This is a genomic window from Pseudomonas sp. ICMP22404, from assembly GCF_006227205.1.
Lineage (GTDB): Bacteria > Pseudomonadota > Gammaproteobacteria > Pseudomonadales > Pseudomonadaceae > Aquipseudomonas.
This window is the reverse complement of record NZ_VCNG01000002.1, coordinates 310,379-326,040: the sequence shown is the minus strand read 5'-3', so window position 1 is coordinate 326,040 and position 15,662 is coordinate 310,379. Positions and strand designations below refer to the sequence as shown.

Below are 15,662 nucleotides of genomic sequence, written 5' to 3'. Positions count from 1 at the left end.
ATGCAGCGCTTGATGCCATGATAAATAGCGGCCGTCATGGCGATGTGGGCGTCCAGCGCCACTCCAGTACCTCGGGCAGGTCCTGCCCATGCTCGATGACGTAGAGCTGATGCCTTTCCATGGTTTCCCAATATCGATCACGGGCGCTGTCGACCAGCGGACTCAGCCGTGGCACTCGCTGGATAACGTCAAGGGCCAATCGATAACGATCGAGCTGGTTGATCACCACCATATCGAATGGCGTGGTGGTCGCGCCTTGCTCCATGAAGCCGTGGACATGGAAGTTGTCGTGGTTATGACGTTTATAGATCAGCCGATGGATCAGCGACGGATAGCCATGGAAGGCGAAGATCACCGGCTTGTCCACGGTGAACAGCTCGTCGAACTCAGCATCCGACAGGCCATGGTCATGTTGTTGCGGCGGTTGCAACACCAGCAGGTCCACCACATTGATGACCCGTACACGCAGGTCCGGCACGTACTGGCGCAGCAACGTGATGGCGGCCAGGGTTTCCAGAGTCGGTACATCACCGGCACAGGCCATTACCACATCCGGATCTTCATCGTCCTTGCAGGCAAAAGCCCAACGGCCAATGCCTGCCATGCAGTGGCGAATCGCAGAGTCGATATCCAGCCATTGCCACTGCGGATGTTTGCCGGCCACGATCACGTTGATGTGGTTGCGACTCTTGAGACAATGATCGGTCACAGACAACAGGCAATTTGCATCGGGGGGCAAGTAAATGCGCACCACGTTGGCACTTTTGTTCGCCACCAGATCAATGAACCCTGGATCCTGATGGGAAAAACCATTGTGATCCTGTCGCCAGACATGGGAGGTGAGCAGGTAATTGAGCGATGCGATCGGCGTGCGCCACGGTACCTGAGCTGCGGTCTTGAGCCACTTGGCGTACTGATTGAACATCGAATCGACGATATGGATGAAGGCTTCATAGCAGGAAAACAACCCATGGCGTCCGGTCAGCAGATACCCCTCCAGCCAGCCCTCACACACCTGCTCACTGAGGATTTCCATTACACGTCCCGCACTGTCCAGGTTGGTATCCCCTGCTTCCAGCGCGGCCAACCAGGTCTTGCCAGTGACCTCATATACCGCATCGAGCCGATTGGAGGCAGTTTCGTCGGGCCCGAACAGACGGAAATTGGCAGCCTTGAGGTTGTGCTTCATCACATCGCGCAGGTATCCGCCCAATACACGGGTGCCCTCGGCCTCGATGGCACCCGGCGCGGAAAACTGCACGGCATATTCGTTGAACCTGGGCATTTCCAAGGGTTTGAGAAGCAAACCACCATTGGCATGGGGGTTGGCGCCCAGACGCCGATGGCCTGTCGGCGCTAACGCGGCGATGTCAGGCCGCAACGCGCCGTTGGCGTCAAACAACTCCTGGGGTCGATAGCTCTCGAGCCACTGTTGCAGCTGTGTCAAATGCCGAGGCTGTTCGAGGTGACTCAGCGGGACCTGGTGGGCGCGCCAGCTACCTTCAACCTGCTGACCATCGACGAATTTGGGGCCGGTCCAGCCCTTGGGCGTGCGCAAGATCAGCAGTGGCCAGAGCTGGCGCTCCACAGTGCGTCCCGATGAGTCCGTACGGGCCTTGCGCTGGATGTCACGAATCTTGAGCAGCATCTCATCCAAGGTCTTGGCCAACTGCTGATGAACGACGAGCGGGTCGTCGCCTTCGACAAAAAACGGGTCGTAGCCGTAGCCATACATCAGGGCCGACAGTTCGTCCTCGCTGATGCGCGAAAGCAGCGTGGGGTTGGCGATCTTGAAACCGTTGAGATGAAGAATCGGCAGGACGGCGCCGTCACGCGCGGGGTTGAGAAACTTGTTGGAGTGCCAGCTCGCCGCCAGCGTACCGGTCTCGGCCTCCCCGTCGCCAATGACACACGTCACGATCAACCCTGGATTATCGAACGCCGCCCCATAGGCATGCGCCAGGGAATAACCCAATTCTCCCCCTTCGTGGATGGAACCTGGAATCTGCGCAGAAACATGGCTGGACAACCCATACGGCCAGGAAAACTGCCGGAACAGGCGCAGCATGCCGTTCTCGTTTTGTTCAATCGCGGGGTAATACTGGGTGAGGCTCCCCTCCAGGTAGCTTTGGGCGACAATGGCCGGACCGCCATGCCCAGGCCCCGTGACAAGGATCATGTCCAGGTCGTGGGTCTTGATCAGATGGTTGAGATGCACATAAATCAGGTTCAACCCGGGCGTTGTGCCCCAGTGGCCGAGCAGGCGCGGCTTGACCTGGTCAACTTGCAAAGGCCTGCGCAGCAAGGGGTTGTCCTTGAGGTAAATCTGTCCCACCGCCAGGTAATTGGAAGCACGCCAATAGGCATCGATACCTTCCAGTTGATCGGGACTGAGAAAATCACTCATCGCGTCCTCCAGACAAGATGGGTTGGCAGCGCTTCCTGCCGGTCGTCGGAGCCGCCGTCGAACAGCGTGCCATGGGTGGATTCTGGAACGCAGGAATGATCCCGACTTGATTTACATCAGAACCAGGGAGGCTAGGGTGTTAGAAGGTTCGGGCTCATCGGCATGGAACCGTCTGCTCAGACAGGAGAATCCTCATGCGTGCCATGGTCCTGCACTCGTCTGGCCAACCCTTGAAGCTGGAAGAACGCGCCTTGCCGATACCGGCACGCGGGCAACTGTTGATCAAAGTCCTGGCCTGCGGCGTATGTCGCACCGACCTGCATCTGTTTGACGGTGAGTTGCCCCAGGCCCGGCTGCCTCGGGTGCCGGGTCATGAAATCGTCGGGCAAGTCACCGCTGTCGGCACGGACACAGCCACCGACTGGATCGGTCGACGAGTGGGTGTCCCCTGGCTGGGCTGGACCTGCGGGATCTGTGAGTTCTGCCGCTCGGGAAGGGAGAACCTCTGCGATCAGGCGTTGTTCACCGGCTGCCAGCTGGACGGCGGTTACGCCGACTACACCGTCGCCGACGCGCGTTTCTGTTTCCCTCTCCCTGACGCCCTGGATGCGGCCGAAGCGGCGCCCTTGTTGTGTGCGGGGCTGATCGGTTTCCGAGCCTTGCAAATGGCCCAAGACGCCCCTCATCTGGGACTCTATGGCTTCGGCGCCGCTGCTCACCTGGCGATTCAGGTCGCCGTGGGCCGAGGCCAGCAGGTCTACGCCTTTACCCGGCCCGACGATGACGCTGGCCAGGCTTACGCCCGATCACTCGGCGCAACCTGGGCCGGCCCATCGGATCGACTCCCGCCACATTTGCTCGACGCCAGCCTGATCTTCGCACCCGTGGGCGAGCTGGTGCCGCTGGCCTTGAAGGCCACCGCCAAAGGTGGCTGCGTGGTGTGCGCCGGCATCCACATGAGCGACATTCCGAGTTTTCCTTATCGCTTGCTATGGGAGGAGCGCAGCGTGCGTTCAGTGGCCAACCTGACTCGTGCCGATGGCGTGGCATTTTTCCAGCAGCTGCAACACACCCCCGTGCATTGCAGCGTGACCTGCTTGCCCTTGATCGAAGCCAATCAAGCCTTGGAAGTCTTACGCAGCGGACAGGTCAATGGCGCCATCGTGCTCATCCCCTGACCGCCAACAGGCTGCCCGGTATCGAATACAAGGCCCGCTCCGTCGTGCTGCCGATCAAGCGCTCCAGGCCGACCCGGTGTGCGGTCCCCATCACCACCACATCAACCTCTAGCTCATCGACGAGTTCATGAATGACCGGTATCGGCAGGCCAACGACGAAATGCCTTCGCTGCGCCGGCACACCGCAGCGCTCGGCCAGGTTGACGAACGCCGTATGCAACGACTCACGCAGGGCCTCGACATAATCGTCGTCCCAGGCCCCTGCCAGTAGCGACGCCTCTCCGTTGAACGCCGCCGACAGGTCGCAGGCATACAACAGGTGTAACGGAGCGTCGCATTGCCGGGCCAACGCCCCGGCGGCCTGGACAATCTGCTCATTCAAGGCATCGGCCTGGGGATCGGAGGGATCCACTGCTGCCAGCACCTGGCGCGGCATGCCGTGAACGGCCTGGTTGACCAGGTGCACCGGCACCGGGCAATCGCGTAACAGATGACAATCGAGGGGCGTGGCAAAGACCCGCTTGAGCAAGGGTTCGAGGGTGACATCCTTGATCAGCAGATCGGGTTGCAACTGTTCGACGTAACGAAGGATGTCCAGCAGAGGATGAGTGCTCCAGACCACACGCGTCGACACATTCAACCCCTCTTCCTTGAGCAGCGCAGCCTCCTCTGCCATCCAGCGGCGATAGCGATGCAAATGCCGCTGCACGTTCGCTTCGTCTGTTTTCTCACCCCATAGGTGGGTATGTGCCGGCGGCTGGACGAATACATATAAATGCAACTCGGCACCGCTGGCCCGGGCCAGGGCGCAGGCCCTGCGCATCGCAGCAGAGGGGTGCAAGTCGGGTTCGACGATCAACAGCAGACGCTGGTATTGCTCCATCGCACACCTCCACCCGGTTGTTCAATGGGAGCCGGCACCTCGCACCGGACACTGTCCGACATGACCTGCAGCGTGCACCCATCGACGCCCCAAGCGGTTTGATCTGAATCAACCTCAGTGCAATCGACGATTGGGTACGCCGAGGCTGATCCAGATCAGAATCGACTGCCGCCACCGGCGTAGAACTGCACGAATGCGAAACTTTTTTCGCACTGCACGCTTATCCGACGGAGGATCGATCATGCTCACAGTCAAAGCTCATAACGAACGCGCCGCCGCGCTGTATGCCAGCATCAGCGGCAAGCACTGGATTCAGGCGCTCAAAGACGGCCGGCATGTGCTGATCAGGCCGCTGCGGGAAGAGGATCGCCAGCGCGAATATGACTTCATCAAGCGCCTGTCTCCAGAATCGCGGCACATGCGCTTTCTATCGCAAATCAATGAGCCCGGGACGGCGATGCTCGATCAGTTAATGGAAGTCGACTATAAGACTCGCCTGGCCTACATCGCCCTGGTCCATGACGATGGCAAGTTGATCGAAATCGGCGTCAGCCGTTACTGCGCGACCTCTGATCACGAATGCGAGTGCGCCGTGACCGTCGCCGACCAATGGCAACACCTGGGACTGGGAACGCTGTTGATGGAACACCTGATAGAAACGGCGCGTAAAAACGGTTACCGCCAGATGTACTCCGTCGACTCCGCCAGCAATGCCGCCATGCGCGACCTGGCCCATAGCCTGGGGTTCGAAACTCGCACCGACCCCGAGGACACCCGGCAAGTCATTCATCGCCTCTACCTTTAGCGACGAGGCTGCGCGGGTACCCTGTAGAAAGGGGCCCGCGCAGGTGACTCCGGTCAAGCCTGCGGCTTGATCGCCCATACGCTGCAAGGGGCTCGTTGCAGCAAGAGCTCGGCGGTAGTGCCCAGGCGCCTGTCCAGGCCATGGTGTGCCGTGGTCCCCATCACGATCACGTCGACCTGGTGGTCGTGAGCGAACTTACAAATACCCGGCAGCGGTGCCCCTTCGACGAAATGACGCTTGTGCGGCGCGACCCCATGCCGCTCCGCCAGGGATTCGAACACCTCGTGCTGCGCCTCACCCAATGCCTCATAGATTCCAGTCGCCAGGGGGAGCGCGCCGACGCCCATGTCCGTCGCATAGATGGCGGTCCAGTCAAAGGCGTGCAGCAACTCGACGTCGGCGTTGCATTGCTCGGCCAACTTGACGGCGGCGTTGACGATCTGGTCGTTGAACACCAGGTCCTGTTCCTCGCTACGCAGCACGTCGACGATCGCCAGGACTCGCCGAGGCCGGGGGTTGCGCGAATCGGTGACCAGATGCACCGGTACAGGACAGTCGCGCAGCAAGCGCCAGTCCAACGGCGTGAAGAAGATCCGTTTCAGCGCCGGCTCCGGCTGTGCATCCTTGATGATCAACGCCAGCGGCAATTCCTTGATGTATTGCTGCAAACCTTGATAGGCATCCTTGCTCCAGACCACTTCACAGGTCACCTCGACCCCATGCCGCCGTGCCAGCTCGGCCTGTTGCCACAGCCAATGTCGATGTGTTTCCAAATAACCGTCGCGGGCGCTCTTGACCTGGTCGGGCGCGAACAGACCGGCCACCGACAGCACCTCCAGATAATCGATGGCGACGATATGCAGCGGCAGGTCCATCGCCAGCGCCAGCTCGGTGGCACGGTCGAACGCAGGCGTACGGGTCATGGCGTCAGGCGCCAACAGCAATAAACGTTGAGTCTGGGACATGGAACACCTCGACATAGGGCGACAGCCCGTTGAAGGATCGAGGCTCCAGAATGAACCTGTGGCGCAAGCCAGACTTGATCTTCCTCAACTGGCCATCATTGAGGATCAAAAATTCGGTAGCAGCAATCCCGCCCACACCGCCAGCGTTACCAACGCCTGGCCAGTAATCACCTGCACGGCGAACTTTCGCCCGCCACTGAGCCAGGCCACCGCGCACTTGCTCAGGGAGTTGCTGCTCATCGCTAACAACACCGGTACGGCACTCGCCTCGAAGGGCAGCAGACCGGCCTTGACCAACGACGCAATGGAGGCCATCGAGGCATGGGCGTCTACCAGGCCACTGAAAATCGCGGTGACGGCCACCCCGGCCTGCCCGAACGCGTTCAGCATCGCTGACGACACAACCGTGATGACGGTCATTGCCACGACTACCATCAACGTCAGTTTCAGACTGAAGGCCCCGCCGCCGTGCTTGATCCTCTCCTCGGTTGGCGCCCTGGGCCGGGTAAACATCAATGCGCTGGCGTAGAGCAGTATGGTCACCGCCCCGCATAGAAGCGGCCATCCCAGCCAACGCAGCAGCGCCGGCTCCACCGCCCCGAGAATCAGTGCTATCTGTGCCAGGGTCGCCAGGTTGGCCAGCACTGCGGCCGCGCTCAGCACATTCATATTGAGCGGTTCCTTCGCGGCGATGTGTCCCATGGTCGCGACCGTCATCGTAGCGGAGGCAAACCCCGATGCAATGGCGCCGAGGGCGTAGCCATAGCGATTGCCAAGGGTGCGAACCGCGACGTGCCCCAGTGCCGCTACCGCCATCAACATGACAGTCAGGGCGCAAATGGTGCGAAGGTTGATGACGTTGTAAGGCCCCAGGTAACGGTCCGGGGTGAGGGGCAGTATGACCAGCGCGGCGATCAACAGCGTCAGGCCATCGCGCAACTCGGCAGCGGTCAACTGGCTGCGGGCAAAATGGTGCAGCACCTGACGGTTGGCCAGCAGCCCCGCCATCACCGCGCCTATCGCAGTAGCCAAGGCCGGTGCACTGACGCAGAGCGCGCCCAACACCAACACCGCGAACAATGCGACTTCGCTGGTGATGCCAGGGTCTTCGGCCAGGTTTTTCCAATACGCCATGGTGACCAATGCGCCCAGTGCCAGCGCAACAAACCCTAGCAATAAAGGTCCGCCGGTCCAGGCCGTGACATACCCCAACATCGAAGTAACGGCAAAGGTACGCAGGCCGGCAAAATCGCGCCGGCCCTCCTCACCCTTGCGCCGCTCACGCTCAAGCCCCACGAGCAGGCCGATTCCCAGCGCCGCGCCCGCGTTGACAAAGCCCAGGACCTCGATCACGGCCATGGCTCTACGGCGCCATTTGACGCACGTTCATCGGGACGCCGCATGAACGATCTGCGACGCTTGTGCGCGCGCAATCACGTCTTGCGGCCAGACATGGGGCGCGTCGATCCGCGCCTGCAATGTCCTGGTAAACGACAGCGCTTCACCAGCGCTCCTGAAACCTATGCAAAAGGCATCCAGGTGCACCATCCAGCGCATTTCTGCCTGCCGCTCCTCAAGCCGAATAATCATGACCAACCTCCCATGGCGGGTGAGCCTGGATTTCAAGATCAGGCACCAGCCTGCGCCCGATTACGCTGGGCGGGTTGATCATGATCAATCATTGCGCTGTTGCTCGGTCGGCACCGATGCGACGCTTTCAAACGTGTTTGATGCAAATCAAGTTACCCAGGCTCACCGCGCTCATGATCGATAGCGGAAACAGCCCGCGCGAAAGTCGCCCGGCGCCAACAGGTCTTTGCCCAGGAGGTTTGTCATGTCTACGCAACCACGCTTGATGCTGGTCGTTTCGCCACTGATGGAACACAACCCGGCGTTCGACCGGGCAGCCGCCCTGGCCAAGGCCGAGGGCGCCGCCTTGCACATTGTCGCTTTTGATTACCTGGAAGGCCTGGCCACGGCCGGCCTGGTCAACGAACAGGCACTGGAGCAGATGCGCCTGGGCTACATCGAACGCCACCGCCAGTGGCTGGAAGAGAAAGCCAGACCCCTGCGCAAGCTCGGCCTCGAGGTCACGACAGAAGTGCAGTGGGTGGAGCGCCCCTTGCAGGAAATCCTGGTCCACCTCAAAGAAGCATCGATGGAGGCACTGATCAAGACGGTGGACCCTGAGTCCTGGATCTCGCGCATGATGTTCACGCCTTTGGACGTGCACCTGCTGCATGAATGCAAGGTGCCATTGCATTTCGTCAACAAAGTGGTTCATGCACGTCCGCGTAAAATCCTGGCTGCCGTCGATCCGTTCCACCACGATGGCCGCTACCAAGGGCTCAACGACCGGATCCTGAGCGAAGCCAACAAACTGGCTGCCAGCTGCGATGCGGAACTGGAAGTCATCTACGCCTATGACCTGTCCTCCATCACTGCCGCCGAATACGGTTTTGGCAATGGCTCGCCATTCTTTTCCTCGACGCTGGCCCGACAGCTTTATGAATCCCAGGGTGCGACATTCGACGCCTTGGCCGAACGCAACGGCATCGCCCCGGAACAACGCCGCATGATCATGGGTGATCCGGCCAAGGTGTTGGCCAGCTACGCCGGGGCCCACGACATCGATGTCATCGTCATGGGTCGCGTGGGCTATGGCGGCCTGGACAAGCTGATCGGAAGTACTGTGGAAAGTCTGCTATACAAGATGCCGTGCAGCTTGTGGGTGATTGCGCCGCAGCAGTTGGATTGAGGCAGATGCCCATCGCCGATGACCTGTAAAGCAACCGCTTCAGGCCTGGCTTCTGCCACGTTGATTGGCGTCACATGCACGGCGCGCAGCGCGGCCAGCGAAATCGCAGGGGTTCACAGCCATTCATTTTTGACCTGAAAACAGCTTGGCAGAGGTCTGGAGTGCCTGAGCGTCGCGCATTTGCAAGGTGGCGCACAGCCCTCCTCCAGGGAGGTTCTCCAAATGGATCTGCCCGCCCAGGCGCTCGGCTATGGTGCGCACGATGGTCAGGCCCAACCCCGCGCCCTGATCATTGCCACGGCTATAGAACCGCTCGAAGAGCCGCTCACGCTCGGCCTCGTCGATACCCGGCCCCTGGTCTTCAACCGACAGTTCATAACAATCATCCTTCCTGGCCAGCCGTACCGTAATGACGCCATTGGCTGGCGAAAACCTGGCAGCGTTGGTCACCAGATTGTTCAAGGCGATATCAATGGCCACCGGATCGATTCGAACCAGGCCGATGTCGTCGCTGACATCCAGCACTGGCTCGAGTCCCTTGCTCAATAACCAAGGCGTCATCGGCACCAGGGCTGCACGCACCGTGGCAGCCAGATCGATCGGGGCAGGCGCCTCGGCAATCACCCGCGGTTCAAGCCGCGCCATGGTCAGCAGCTGGTTGACCAGGCGCGTGGTGCGATCGACCCCGGCGAGCAAATGCTCCAGGGACTCGCGACGACTTTGTTCATCCCCCGCCTCCATCAGGTTCTGTGCGTGCACCCGGAGTACCGCCAGGGGCGTGCGCATCTCATGGGCCGCATCGGCGATAAAACGCCGCTCACGGCCCATGACTTCCTGGATCTGCGCCAATACACGGTTGAGCGCCGCCTGCATGGGCTCAAGTTCTGTCGGCAACGGCATCATCTGCAGGGGTTCGAGTGAGCCCGGATGCCTGGCACGCAATGTCGCCGCCATGTCCACCAAGGGCTTGAGCCCCCAGCCGATGGCCAACCAGATCACCGTGGCAAGAAGCACGCTGCCGATCAGGTTGGGCAGCACGGTATGCCGAACGATGCGATCCACCAGATCGGCGCGCACGTCGTCGCGCTCCCCCACCCAGATCTTGAGGCCGTACTGCGGGTCGTCCAGCACGAACGCCCGCCAAGTGTGGTTCTTCTGGTCCATCACCTCACTGAAACCGGCAGCGATCGGTGGCGAGGTGAAGGACGGCGCGCTGGAGGTGTGGACCAGCACGGAACCGTGTGCGTTCCAGACCTGGAAGGCAATCTTGCTTTCGTAGGGATGACCATCGACCTTGGGCTCCGCCTGCCCCAAGGCCGAGTTGAACGCCTGGTACAGCTCGGCATGCTCCTTGCTCGCCATGGGCATCCGCATGACGCCCTGCAGCAAACGGGCATTCTGGGCCAGTTGCGCGTCATAGACTTCGGCGATTTCGTGGTTGCTGTCGTGCAGATTGAAGACCGTGATGATCAACAGGCCAAGGAACAGCAGGCCCAGGATCAACGTCAGGGTACGGCGGCGGATCGAACTCATCGGTGCTCCTCCACCAGGTAGCCGACACCGCGAACGGTTCGGATCAGGTCGGTGGAGAACTTCTTGCGTAGATGATGGATATGGACTTCAAGCGTGTTGCTCTCGGCTTCCTCGCTCCAGCCGTACAGCAGTTGCATCAGATGGTCGCGCGTCATGACCCGTCCCGGCGGTGAGAGCAATTCGTGGAGCAGTTGATACTCTTTGGGCGTCAGTGCCACCGGCTTGCCCTGGTAACTGACTTGCTGCGTACCGGGGTTCAAGCTGATGCCGGCGTGCTCGATCAGCGCCTGGGCACGGCCCGCGCTGCGCCGCAGCAGGGCCCGTAGCCGGGCCTTGAGCTCTGCCAGGTCGAAGGGCTTGACCAGGTAATCGTCGGCCCCGGCATCCAGCCCTGCGATGCGGTCTTCGGTCGCATCGCGGGCAGTGAGAATCAGTACCGGCAGGTTACTACCACTCTCGCGCAAGCGACGCAGCACTTGCAAACCGTCCATTCGGGGCAGGCCCAGATCAAGTACCGCCAGGTCAAAGGCTTCACTGAGCAACGAATGCAGGGCACTGCTACCGTCCTGCAGCCAGTCGACGGTATAGCCCTCGCGAATCAGTGCCTGACGGATGCCTTCACCCAGCGCCACATCGTCCTCGATCAGTAATAAACGCACGCACACTCCTGTCAGTCGAGTTTCCTGTTCACATCTGCCAGCAACGCTTCGATTTCCTTGCGACGCCCGGCATCGGCGCTTTCCCGCCCTGACCGGGGCGCTGCCAACAAGGCTTTTTGCAAGGCAACCCTGGCTTCACCATAGCGCTTCTGACGGTAGAGGTGATCGCCCCAGAAGTACAGACTATCGATACCATTGGGATTAAGTTGCAACGCCTGCTTGAGCAACGGCTCGGCCTTGTCCGGGTCCCCGAATCCCAGAGGCCAGCCCGGCACCCGGTCATACAATGCGCCGAGACTGGTATAGGCCGAGCCTTGCAGGGCTTGGGGATCGAGGGTCAGGGCCTTTTCCAGATCAGCCTTGGCGTCCTTGACCTTGCTCAGCGCCCCTATGCCGCCCTTGGCACCGGCCCAACTGCTGTTGACGATGCCGGACCAGATCCACGCCTCGGCCACCGATTGGCGCTCTTGCTTGAAGGCCGACGTCTGGACGGCGAGTTTTTCGAAGGCCTCGGCACGTTGTCCCTCAGGCAGATCATATTGTATATGTGCCCAGCTTTGCTGGATGTCATGCAGGCGTTGCTGATCAGCGGCATCCAGGGCCCAGGCGCCTTGAACCAAGGTGCCCAGCAGTAAACCGACAAGGATTCTCTTCATGGCTTGGGTTGCTCGTTTTCGGGTTTATGACTCAGACGACGGATCAGCGGCAATTGCTTGCGCAGACCACGGTCGACCAGATTGGGCAGCAGGCTGTTGAGCCTTACGAAAAACCGCTCGGGCCAGCCCAGGTAGAGCTCGCGACGATCACCGATGATGGCGTGGATCACCGCCGACGCGACCGTTTGCGGGTCATCGACATTGGCTTTGAGCGCCTGGTTCAGGGCGTCGGCCGCCGGCGTGTTCATCGCGGTGCGGGTAGCCCGTGGCGCCACGTAGAGCACGCCGACACGGGTATCGGCCAGTTCCCGGCGCAAGGCCTCGGAAAATCCGCGCAAGGCAAACTTGCTGGCGCAGTAACTGGCATAGCCGGGGTAGCCGATGGATCCGTAGGTCGAACCGACGTTGACCACCATCGCGCTGTCGGCTCGCTTGAGCAACGGCAGAAGCAGTTTGGTCAGACAGATCGGCGCCGTGATGTTCAGCGCAAGCATGGCAGCGATTTCACTGTCATCGAGCTGCTCGAGCATGGCGAAGTGATTCACACCGGCGGCATTGATCAGCAAGTTGATGCCACCCAACGCCTCGGCGGAGGCCAGGACCTTGCGCCGGTCAGCCAGGAAAGTCAGGTCGGCACCGACCCAGTACAAATGTTGCGGGTAGCGTTCGATCAGCGGCTGCAAGGTTTCGCCATGCCTGGCCACGGCCAGTACCCGTGCACCACTGGCACACAGGGCGGAAGCAATCGCCAGGCCGATCCCGCCGCTGGCCCCGGTCAACACCACCCGCGCATCACACAGGCGCATGTTCATGCTCCCCGTCACGGGGCAAGCCCCGGAACATATCGGTGTAAAGCCGGTACACCACCTGGGAGGCATGAATCACCGCAGCCTGGTCCGCCGGATCGTCCAGCCTGTTCATCAAGCCGCGGTAGGTCTGCATGTGCTCGATATCCAGCGATCCGTGCGAGCTGAGGTAGCTGAATGCCGCGGGCGGTAGCTCCAGGTGTTGGCGGATGCTGTCGGCGGCGTGGGTCGCCAGGGCGATGCTGGTGCCTTCGAGCACATTGACCATGCCGAACAATCCGACTGGATTGCCCCGGGCGATCAGGTCGTAGAGATAACTGACCATCAGCTCGATCGGCAACGACGGCTGCCCGTCGCGCACGGCGTCCCTGTCGCCACCACAGGCGGCTATGTCATCCAGCACCCATTGTTCGTGGCCATATTCTTCCTCGATGTACTCGCACACGGCTTTGCGCAACCATTCCAGGCGCGCGGGCAGGCGCGCGCCACACGCCATCATCAACGGCACGGTGTGGCGCACGTGGTAATAGGCCTGGATCAGAAACGCCCGGTAAGCGCCCAGGCTGACCTGACCGTCGAGCGCATCACGAATGATCGGCAGGTTGAACAGCGTATGGCGCTCTTGCTGCGTGGCTTCTTGCAGGGTGTCGAAAAAACTCATGAAGGGGACTCCTCGGACAGAACGGATTCGGTGAGCAAGGTTCGGTAGCGCTCGACAATGGCTTCCCGGCGCGGGCGCCCATTGGCAGTGAGCAAGCCATTGGCCGCAGTGAAAGGCTCGTCCAGTCGCGTCCAGCGATGGACCTGCGCGTAATCGGGCAAGTTGGCGTTCGCCCGGCTCACTGCCAGCTCCAGCATCTGTGGGGTGCAGTCGACGCGGGTGGGCCAGAGCAAGGCATGGTTGTGCGGCAAGGCTTCGCCATAGACAAAGGCCTGGGCGATATCGCCGCCCTGGGTCAGCTCGGCCTCGACCCACTCGGGGTTGACGTTGCGGCCAAAGCTGGTGACGAACTGATGCTTCTTGCGACCCCGCAAGTAGAGGAAACCGTCATCGTCGAATTCCCCCAGGTCACCGCTGGGCCACCACGGGTCCGAGTGCGGGGCTTCCCCCAGGTACCCGAGCAGGGTCGCGCCCTTGATCATGACTTCGCCGTCATCGGCCAGGCGAAGCTGCACATGGGGCAACGGCCGGCCGACACTGCCACAGCGATGAGCCTGTGGCCGGTTGAGGCACACCACCGACGCGCACTCCGACAGTCCATAGCCTTCAAACACCGGCAAGCCTACCGCTTCGGCCCGTCTGAGCAGATCGTGGGACACCCGAGCGCCACCCACGGCGGCGAACCGCACGAGGTGGGGGTTGAACGCCTTTTGTTCGGCGGCCATGACCAGCATCAGCAGCAATTGTGGAACCAGGATCAGGCTCTGCGCCCGCCGCTCGGCCAGGCAGCCCAGCAGGCGTGTCGGATCGACCCCGCTGGCGCCCTGGATCCCGAGTGTTCGCTGGCTGGGCACGCTGAGCAAGGCACCGGCATACAGGGCCGCATAGCAGCCAAGGTTCTCCAGCAGAATCGCCAGGGGTAACAAGGCCAGGTGATGCCTTGCCTCGACCGGTTGACTGGCCTGCTCCAGCTCGCGCGCAACCCGCAGCAGACTGTCGGCGCTCAGGCAGACGCCCTTGGGCGTACCCGTGGTGCCGGAGGTAAAGGTCAGCTTGGCGGTGCCCGCCGGCAGACGGTTCGGCCCGGCGAAGTGTCGCTGCCAGAATTCGCCACTGTGCCGGTAGCCGGCGGCTTGAAGTTCTGCGGCGTAGGCTGGCTCTGCAATCACCCGCTCGGCCTGGCTCTGCTCCAGGCAGTGGCGACGTTGGGCCGGGCTGAAGAATCCGGGCAGGATGACGCAGGCCAGTCCTTCGAATAGCGCGGCAAGATCCCAGAGCATCATATCAATGCCGTTGTCCAAGGCCAGCGCAACCACGCTGATCTGCTCATCCCGCAGCCGTTGCTGGCGCTGCTGGACTTCGGCAAACAGAGTGGCGTAATCCATCTGCGCGTCATCCCCCCAAAGAGCAATGGCATGCCCCTGGCGCTCGGAATGCCCACGCAGGGCTTGCTGAAATCGTTGCACCTCAGGCGACATGGCTGCTCTCCCCAGGCGCGGTGGACAGCTCCAGTCGATTGAACAAGCCGGTGTTGCGCAGATGAATGAAACCCGCGCGGATGTTTCCGACATGGACCCACGGCTGAGTGTCGTAGTAACGCCCCCAGAGATGACGATCCTCGCCCAGGCGCAGTGGATCAGCCGGGCACAGGGTCACGGGCTTGAGGCCCAGGCGATGGAAGCTGTTGACCAGGCCGGCATTGCCGGTGAACGCCACCCACTCCAGGCCGGCGACGGCCAACAAGTAAGTGATGGAGATGATGCTCAGCCGGGCGCTACCGGTGTCGCAGGCGGCCAGGTTGCCCACTTCGACGATGCCGGCACGGTCAACCGGACGACCGGCCGCAGCGCTGATCAAGGGCTCGATGGGCTCATCCAGGTAACGTTCGAGAAACAGTGGTTCTTGCGCAGCGCGGCGTACCCCAGCTACGGCACAGAGCGTGCCGCCGGCATCATCGAGTCCGAACAGCTCTGGCATGAAGTGACGAATATCGGCGCCATGGACCTGGCGGAAACGCTGCTGGATAAACGCTTCGAACTCAGCACGCCGAGGGTGAGCCGGCAGACCGTGGTGCAATTGGCGCAGAGGCTGTCCGTCGCCCCCGAAAGCCAGGGGCAAGTGGATATTCCAATCGAAATCAGGCATGGGCCGATGCTCTCCATAAACGTGTTGCTGGGGAGTATCGAGGCCTTGTCTTAACGAAGTCTGAAGATGGCATGCCAAGGCAGGCGGCCAATCAGAACGCAGTTCCAGTCGGACTGAAGTCCGAACGACGAGGCAGTGAATGCGTAACCGAACGGCCACCTGGACATGACCAAGCGGACGAGTTGATCAACACACCAGGTCAGGGC

General features: G+C 61.4%; 15 protein-coding genes. 3 read left to right on the top strand and 12 right to left on the bottom strand.

Annotated elements, in window-relative coordinates; translation table 11 throughout:
- Positions 1-34: 34 nt before the first annotated feature.
- Positions 35-2,407, bottom strand: coding sequence for a phosphoketolase (locus FGE05_RS05260; protein ID WP_139642131.1), 2,373 nt, complete (start codon positions 2,405-2,407; stop codon positions 35-37).
- A 194-nt stretch (positions 2,408-2,601) separates the two neighbouring features.
- On the opposite strand from FGE05_RS05260, the gene FGE05_RS05255 reads away from it, so the two are divergent.
- Entirely contained in the window at positions 2,602-3,585 is a 984-nt protein-coding gene (locus tag FGE05_RS05255; protein WP_139642130.1) for a zinc-dependent alcohol dehydrogenase family protein, read from the top strand.
- Here FGE05_RS05255 and FGE05_RS05250 read toward each other — a convergent pair.
- Positions 3,575-4,468 (bottom strand): universal stress protein, encoded by an 894-nt coding sequence (locus tag FGE05_RS05250; protein ID WP_139642128.1) that lies wholly within the window; start codon positions 4,466-4,468, stop codon positions 3,575-3,577. The two genes, FGE05_RS05255 and FGE05_RS05250, sit on opposite strands and share 11 nt — an antisense overlap.
- Before the next feature lie 241 nt (positions 4,469-4,709).
- Between FGE05_RS05250 and FGE05_RS05245 the strand changes: the two genes are divergently transcribed.
- Positions 4,710-5,273, top strand: a complete 564-nt coding sequence (locus tag FGE05_RS05245; RefSeq protein WP_139642126.1) for a GNAT family N-acetyltransferase — start codon at positions 4,710-4,712, stop codon at positions 5,271-5,273.
- 53 nt (positions 5,274-5,326) lie between these two features.
- On the opposite strand, the gene FGE05_RS05240 is transcribed toward FGE05_RS05245, so the two are convergent.
- The 3 genes from FGE05_RS05240 to FGE05_RS05230 all read right to left on the bottom strand — a co-directional run bounded on the left by FGE05_RS05240 (position 5,327) and on the right by FGE05_RS05230 (position 7,828).
- A complete protein-coding gene (locus FGE05_RS05240) occupies positions 5,327-6,238 on the bottom strand; it encodes a universal stress protein (protein WP_139642124.1) in 912 nt (303 codons plus the stop codon).
- Positions 6,239-6,343: 105 nt separating this feature from the next.
- The gene (locus tag FGE05_RS05235) at positions 6,344-7,591 is read right to left on the bottom strand and encodes a DUF4010 domain-containing protein (protein WP_139642523.1); all 1,248 of its coding nucleotides are present in this window, start codon (positions 7,589-7,591) and stop codon (positions 6,344-6,346) included.
- Positions 7,592-7,624: 33 nt separating this feature from the next.
- Positions 7,625-7,828, bottom strand: a complete 204-nt coding sequence (locus FGE05_RS05230; RefSeq protein ID WP_139642122.1) for a hypothetical protein — start codon at positions 7,826-7,828, stop codon at positions 7,625-7,627.
- Positions 7,829-8,072: 244 nt separating this feature from the next.
- Between FGE05_RS05230 and FGE05_RS05225 the strand changes: the two genes are divergently transcribed.
- The gene (locus FGE05_RS05225; RefSeq protein WP_139642120.1) at positions 8,073-8,996 is read left to right on the top strand and encodes a universal stress protein; all 924 of its coding nucleotides are present in this window, start codon (positions 8,073-8,075) and stop codon (positions 8,994-8,996) included.
- Between the two features lie 123 nt (positions 8,997-9,119).
- Here FGE05_RS05225 and FGE05_RS05220 read toward each other — a convergent pair whose 3' ends face one another.
- The 7 genes from FGE05_RS05220 to FGE05_RS05190 are packed head-to-tail and all read right to left on the bottom strand — an operon-like array spanning position 9,120 to position 15,456.
- Positions 9,120-10,529, bottom strand: a complete 1,410-nt coding sequence (locus tag FGE05_RS05220) for an ATP-binding protein (protein WP_139642118.1) — start codon at positions 10,527-10,529, stop codon at positions 9,120-9,122.
- Positions 10,526-11,188, bottom strand: a complete 663-nt coding sequence (locus tag FGE05_RS05215; protein WP_139642116.1) for a response regulator — start codon at positions 11,186-11,188, stop codon at positions 10,526-10,528. Before FGE05_RS05215 ends, FGE05_RS05220 begins: the two co-directional genes overlap by 4 nt.
- An 11-nt stretch (positions 11,189-11,199) precedes the next feature.
- The gene (locus FGE05_RS05210) at positions 11,200-11,844 is read right to left on the bottom strand and encodes a tetratricopeptide repeat protein (protein WP_139642114.1); all 645 of its coding nucleotides are present in this window, start codon (positions 11,842-11,844) and stop codon (positions 11,200-11,202) included.
- Entirely contained in the window at positions 11,841-12,650 is an 810-nt protein-coding gene (locus tag FGE05_RS05205; RefSeq protein ID WP_139642112.1) for an SDR family oxidoreductase, read from the bottom strand. The genes FGE05_RS05210 and FGE05_RS05205 overlap by 4 nt, the downstream gene beginning before the upstream one ends.
- Positions 12,637-13,311, bottom strand: a complete 675-nt coding sequence (locus FGE05_RS05200; protein WP_139642110.1) for a TenA family transcriptional regulator — start codon at positions 13,309-13,311, stop codon at positions 12,637-12,639. Before FGE05_RS05200 ends, FGE05_RS05205 begins: the two co-directional genes overlap by 14 nt.
- Positions 13,308-14,789: an AMP-binding protein gene (locus tag FGE05_RS05195; protein ID WP_139642108.1), complete on the bottom strand. Its 1,482-nt coding sequence runs from the start codon at positions 14,787-14,789 to the stop codon at positions 13,308-13,310. The genes FGE05_RS05200 and FGE05_RS05195 overlap by 4 nt, the downstream gene beginning before the upstream one ends.
- Positions 14,779-15,456 (bottom strand): thermostable hemolysin, encoded by a 678-nt coding sequence (locus FGE05_RS05190; RefSeq protein ID WP_139642106.1) that lies wholly within the window; start codon positions 15,454-15,456, stop codon positions 14,779-14,781. Before FGE05_RS05190 ends, FGE05_RS05195 begins: the two co-directional genes overlap by 11 nt.
- Between the last annotated feature and the right edge of the window lie 206 nt (positions 15,457-15,662).

Excerpts from the sequence above, each read along its gene's own strand:
- FGE05_RS05260 (WP_139642131.1), bottom strand. The coding sequence starts at position 2,407 with ATGAGTGATTTTCTCAGTCCCGATCAACTGGAAGGTATCGATGCCTAT.
- FGE05_RS05255 (WP_139642130.1), top strand. The coding sequence starts at position 2,602 with ATGCGTGCCATGGTCCTGCACTCGTCTGGCCAACCCTTGAAGCTGGAA.
- FGE05_RS05250 (WP_139642128.1), bottom strand. The coding sequence starts at position 4,468 with ATGGAGCAATACCAGCGTCTGCTGTTGATCGTCGAACCCGACTTGCAC.
- FGE05_RS05245 (WP_139642126.1), top strand. The coding sequence starts at position 4,710 with ATGCTCACAGTCAAAGCTCATAACGAACGCGCCGCCGCGCTGTATGCC.
- FGE05_RS05240 (WP_139642124.1), bottom strand. The coding sequence starts at position 6,238 with ATGTCCCAGACTCAACGTTTATTGCTGTTGGCGCCTGACGCCATGACC.
- FGE05_RS05230 (WP_139642122.1), bottom strand. The coding sequence starts at position 7,828 with ATGATTATTCGGCTTGAGGAGCGGCAGGCAGAAATGCGCTGGATGGTG.
- FGE05_RS05225 (WP_139642120.1), top strand. The coding sequence starts at position 8,073 with ATGTCTACGCAACCACGCTTGATGCTGGTCGTTTCGCCACTGATGGAA.
- FGE05_RS05220 (WP_139642118.1), bottom strand. The coding sequence starts at position 10,529 with ATGAGTTCGATCCGCCGCCGTACCCTGACGTTGATCCTGGGCCTGCTG.
- FGE05_RS05210 (WP_139642114.1), bottom strand. The coding sequence starts at position 11,844 with ATGAAGAGAATCCTTGTCGGTTTACTGCTGGGCACCTTGGTTCAAGGC.
- FGE05_RS05205 (WP_139642112.1), bottom strand. The coding sequence starts at position 12,650 with ATGCGCCTGTGTGATGCGCGGGTGGTGTTGACCGGGGCCAGCGGCGGG.
- FGE05_RS05200 (WP_139642110.1), bottom strand. The coding sequence starts at position 13,311 with ATGAGTTTTTTCGACACCCTGCAAGAAGCCACGCAGCAAGAGCGCCAT.
- FGE05_RS05195 (WP_139642108.1), bottom strand. The coding sequence starts at position 14,789 with ATGTCGCCTGAGGTGCAACGATTTCAGCAAGCCCTGCGTGGGCATTCC.
- FGE05_RS05190 (WP_139642106.1), bottom strand. The coding sequence starts at position 15,456 with ATGCCTGATTTCGATTGGAATATCCACTTGCCCCTGGCTTTCGGGGGC.